Annotated in this window: 5 protein-coding genes; 2 read left to right on the top strand and 3 right to left on the bottom strand. The window is 51.7% G+C overall.

Annotated features, from left to right (window positions below; all coding sequences use genetic code 11):
• From ACRPFF_RS10880 to ACRPFF_RS10890, 3 genes are all read right to left on the bottom strand, one after another.
• The coding region (locus ACRPFF_RS10880; RefSeq protein WP_050161105.1) for an MbeB family mobilization protein at positions 1 to 445 on the bottom strand (445 nt) is incomplete at its 3' end.
• Between the two features lie 83 nt (positions 446 to 528).
• The gene (locus tag ACRPFF_RS10885; protein ID WP_003696452.1) at positions 529 to 1,158 is read right to left on the bottom strand and encodes a relaxase/mobilization nuclease domain-containing protein; all 630 of its coding nucleotides are present in this window, start codon (positions 1,156 to 1,158) and stop codon (positions 529 to 531) included.
• Positions 1,143 to 1,448 (bottom strand): MobC family plasmid mobilization relaxosome protein, encoded by a 306-nt coding sequence (locus tag ACRPFF_RS10890; RefSeq protein WP_003706530.1) that lies wholly within the window; start codon positions 1,446 to 1,448, stop codon positions 1,143 to 1,145. Before ACRPFF_RS10890 ends, ACRPFF_RS10885 begins: the two co-directional genes overlap by 16 nt.
• Positions 1,449 to 1,484: 36 nt before the next feature.
• On the opposite strand from ACRPFF_RS10890, the gene ACRPFF_RS10895 reads away from it, so the two are divergent.
• A complete protein-coding gene (locus ACRPFF_RS10895) occupies positions 1,485 to 1,826 on the top strand; it encodes a hypothetical protein (RefSeq protein ID WP_180365144.1) in 342 nt (113 codons plus the stop codon).
• An 82-nt stretch (positions 1,827 to 1,908) separates the two neighbouring features.
• Positions 1,909 to 2,714, top strand: an 806-nt coding sequence (locus ACRPFF_RS10900; protein WP_033910861.1) for a replication initiation protein, incomplete at its 3' end; no start/stop codon positions are given.

Raw genomic sequence — 2,714 nt, forward strand, 5'->3', positions numbered from 1 at the left:
GCGTTAAGGCTTTCATCATTCGCTTCTCGGTCGCTACGCATACCCGCGTTGCTTTGCTGTTCTCGACTGGGCAATTTTCCAGTGTCAAACCTTTGGTCTTGGTTTCCAACAGGTCTAGGGTGCGCTCTGCTTCGGCTCTCTGCTGTTTCAAGTCGTCCAGCTCGTTCTTGACGCTCCATATCGCTATGAACAGCCCTGCTATGACTATCAACCCTGCCGCCGATATACCTAGCAAGCTCCACAGATAGGGCTTGAATACTGCCTTGCTCATGCGTAACTGCCGGGCGTTTATATCGGCGGTTATTTTCTGCTCGCTTTGCTTCAATGCCTCGTTGATATTTTTCCGTAACGTCTCTAAGTCTGCTTTCGTTTGTTGCTCTATGCTGGCGGCTTCGGTGCGTGATGTCTGCTCGAAGGTCTTCGCCAAATCGGAAATCTTGCTCATACAGTGCGCCTTTCAGTCGGATGTTGCGCCCTTTTGGGTCCGGGTTCTTGATGCTGATGCTGCTGATGGTCGCTCGTGATATTTCAAAACCTACCTTTTCCAGCGTTTCCAGCACGTCTGCGCGGCTTTTTAGCTTGCCTGATAGGGCTAGGGCTTCTAAGCCGTCTGTGATGCTCTGTGATGCTCTGTGCGGCTTCCTGCGTGTTTCTCGGCAGGTCTTTGGCTTGGGTCATGCTCTGCCGTTTGGCGGGGTCGTCTGGGTCGCTGTATCCGTGCGTCAGGTTCTGCATGGTGCGCCATGCGTCCACTCTTCCTCTGTCGGCGGCGTAGTAGTAGGGCTGTAACCGCTTTCCGCTCAAAAGCTCGATGTTCGGTATCACGAAGTTGAGTTCCAAACGCCCTTTGTCTCGGTGTTCTACCCATAGGCAGTTGTATTGGTCTTTGTCCAAGCCTGCAAAAATACACTCTTCGAAGCTGTCCATCAGGGCGTGTTTCTGTTCGGCGGGGATGTTGCTTTCTTCAAAGCTCAGGCAGCCGGCGGTGTATTTCTTGGCGTAATCGCTGCTGTTTATCAGGGCGGCGGTTTCTTCGGGGTCGCCGCGTAATAATCTGGCTTCTTCTCGGTCGCGGTCTTTGCCTAGAAGATAGTCTATCGGACCACTCCCGCCGCCTTTCCCCCTATTGAAAAACTGCACAATCATTGGGACTGCCATCCGTTCTTTTCTTTGGCTAAAAAATCCCGTAGGGAATTTAAGGAACGTTCCAACGCTGCCAGCTCGGTCGTCGCCTTGAGTGCTTCCACATTGCCCAACGTGCCGACCTTTGCGGCGGTGTTCAGGGCCTTGGCTATTTGGTTCAGGTTGTTACCCATGCCTGCAAGGACGCGCACGACTTCGGGCGGGAATTGGAATTTGACGGTTTTTTTGTCGGATGCTTTGCCATCTTCCAAAACCCGCTCCCGAATGTAGCGGGCTAAATTCGGATGGGTCTTCTGTCGGGTCAAAGTCTCAAACTCGGTCGGGCTGACTCGGATGATGAGTTGCTTTGTTCGCTTTTCGGCGGCACTCGAACCTGTCAAAAGGGCAAAATACCCCTGTTTTTGACTGCTTTCTGCTCAAAAAAACGGCATTTCATCACGGCATTTCGCCGATACTCCATGAAGAACTCAGGGAAGAACACGCACGCCGCCCTGTCGGAACTGGTTTCATGTTTCCCCCAAAACGCCGCCCTGCTGGCCGGCTTAGGTCGCGCTGCTGCGCTCCAAGCTTTACCGCTTCGCCTGCTGGCTTCGCTAAATTGCGGATTGGAAAATTTTGAAATAAGAACCCCTATCGGGCTGTTATCTGATTATGGTTATTTTGACATAGTTGTATCATCTTAAAAACAAGCATACAATCTGCAAATCTTAGACAAAGCAAAACCCCCGCCAAACGCCAATCTGCACGGGGGTTTCGAGATACAACATGAGCCAATTATACACCCAACCCGACCTCTTCTTGCAAGAACGTATCCCACACAAGCCATACTGCAAAGATTTCAAAGAAGCGCCTATGCTGGTGCGCTCTTACGCTGCCGCCATCAAACGCCGCTACATCCAAGTCAATCCGCCGCATCTGCGTGTGTTTATGCTCTTTGACTTGGATTACGAAGGGGCGGGGTTGGCTTGGGAAGACAATAATCTGCCTATGCCTGCTTGGGCGGCAATCAACAGGGAAAACGGCGGCGCACACCTTGCCTATGCGCTTTCCGCGCCTGTGCTGACGGCGGAATACGGTGGGAGACAAAAAGCCCTGCGCTATCTTGCTGCACTTGAAGCAGCATATAAGGCGAAATTGCGCGGTGATGTGGGCTTTGTATCGCTGATTACGAAAAATCCCGAACATCCGCATTGGCTGACGCTGCGCGGCGTTCCTGACGCAATCAGGGGCTACGATTTGGAGTATCTTGCGGATTTCGTGGATTTAGACAAGTTTAAGCCCTATATCGGTCGCTCTAACGTGGAAGCGGTCGGATTAAGCAGAAATTGCACGGTGTTTAACCTTGTGAGCCGTTGGGCGCACAAAAACGTGTTGGCGTTCAAACAGCAGGGCTACACGGTGCAAGGCTGGCTGAAAGAAGTGCATTACCAGTGTATGCGGGTAAATGGGGATTTCCCTGTCCCGATGTGGGAAAAAGAAGTGAAATGTATCTCCAAATCAATCGCTAACTGGGTTTGGTACAAGTTTGATATTGCAGCCAGCAATCGACGGTTTTCGGAATTGCAGGCTCA

It is taken from the genome of Neisseria sp. SLRRB23 (assembly GCF_050896295.1).
Classification (GTDB): domain Bacteria; phylum Pseudomonadota; class Gammaproteobacteria; order Burkholderiales; family Neisseriaceae; genus Neisseria.

Bases quoted from the DNA above. Each gene is read 5' to 3' on its own strand.
- ACRPFF_RS10885 (WP_003696452.1), bottom strand. From the start codon at position 1,158: ATGGCAGTCCCAATGATTGTGCAGTTTTTCAATAGGGGGAAAGGCGGC.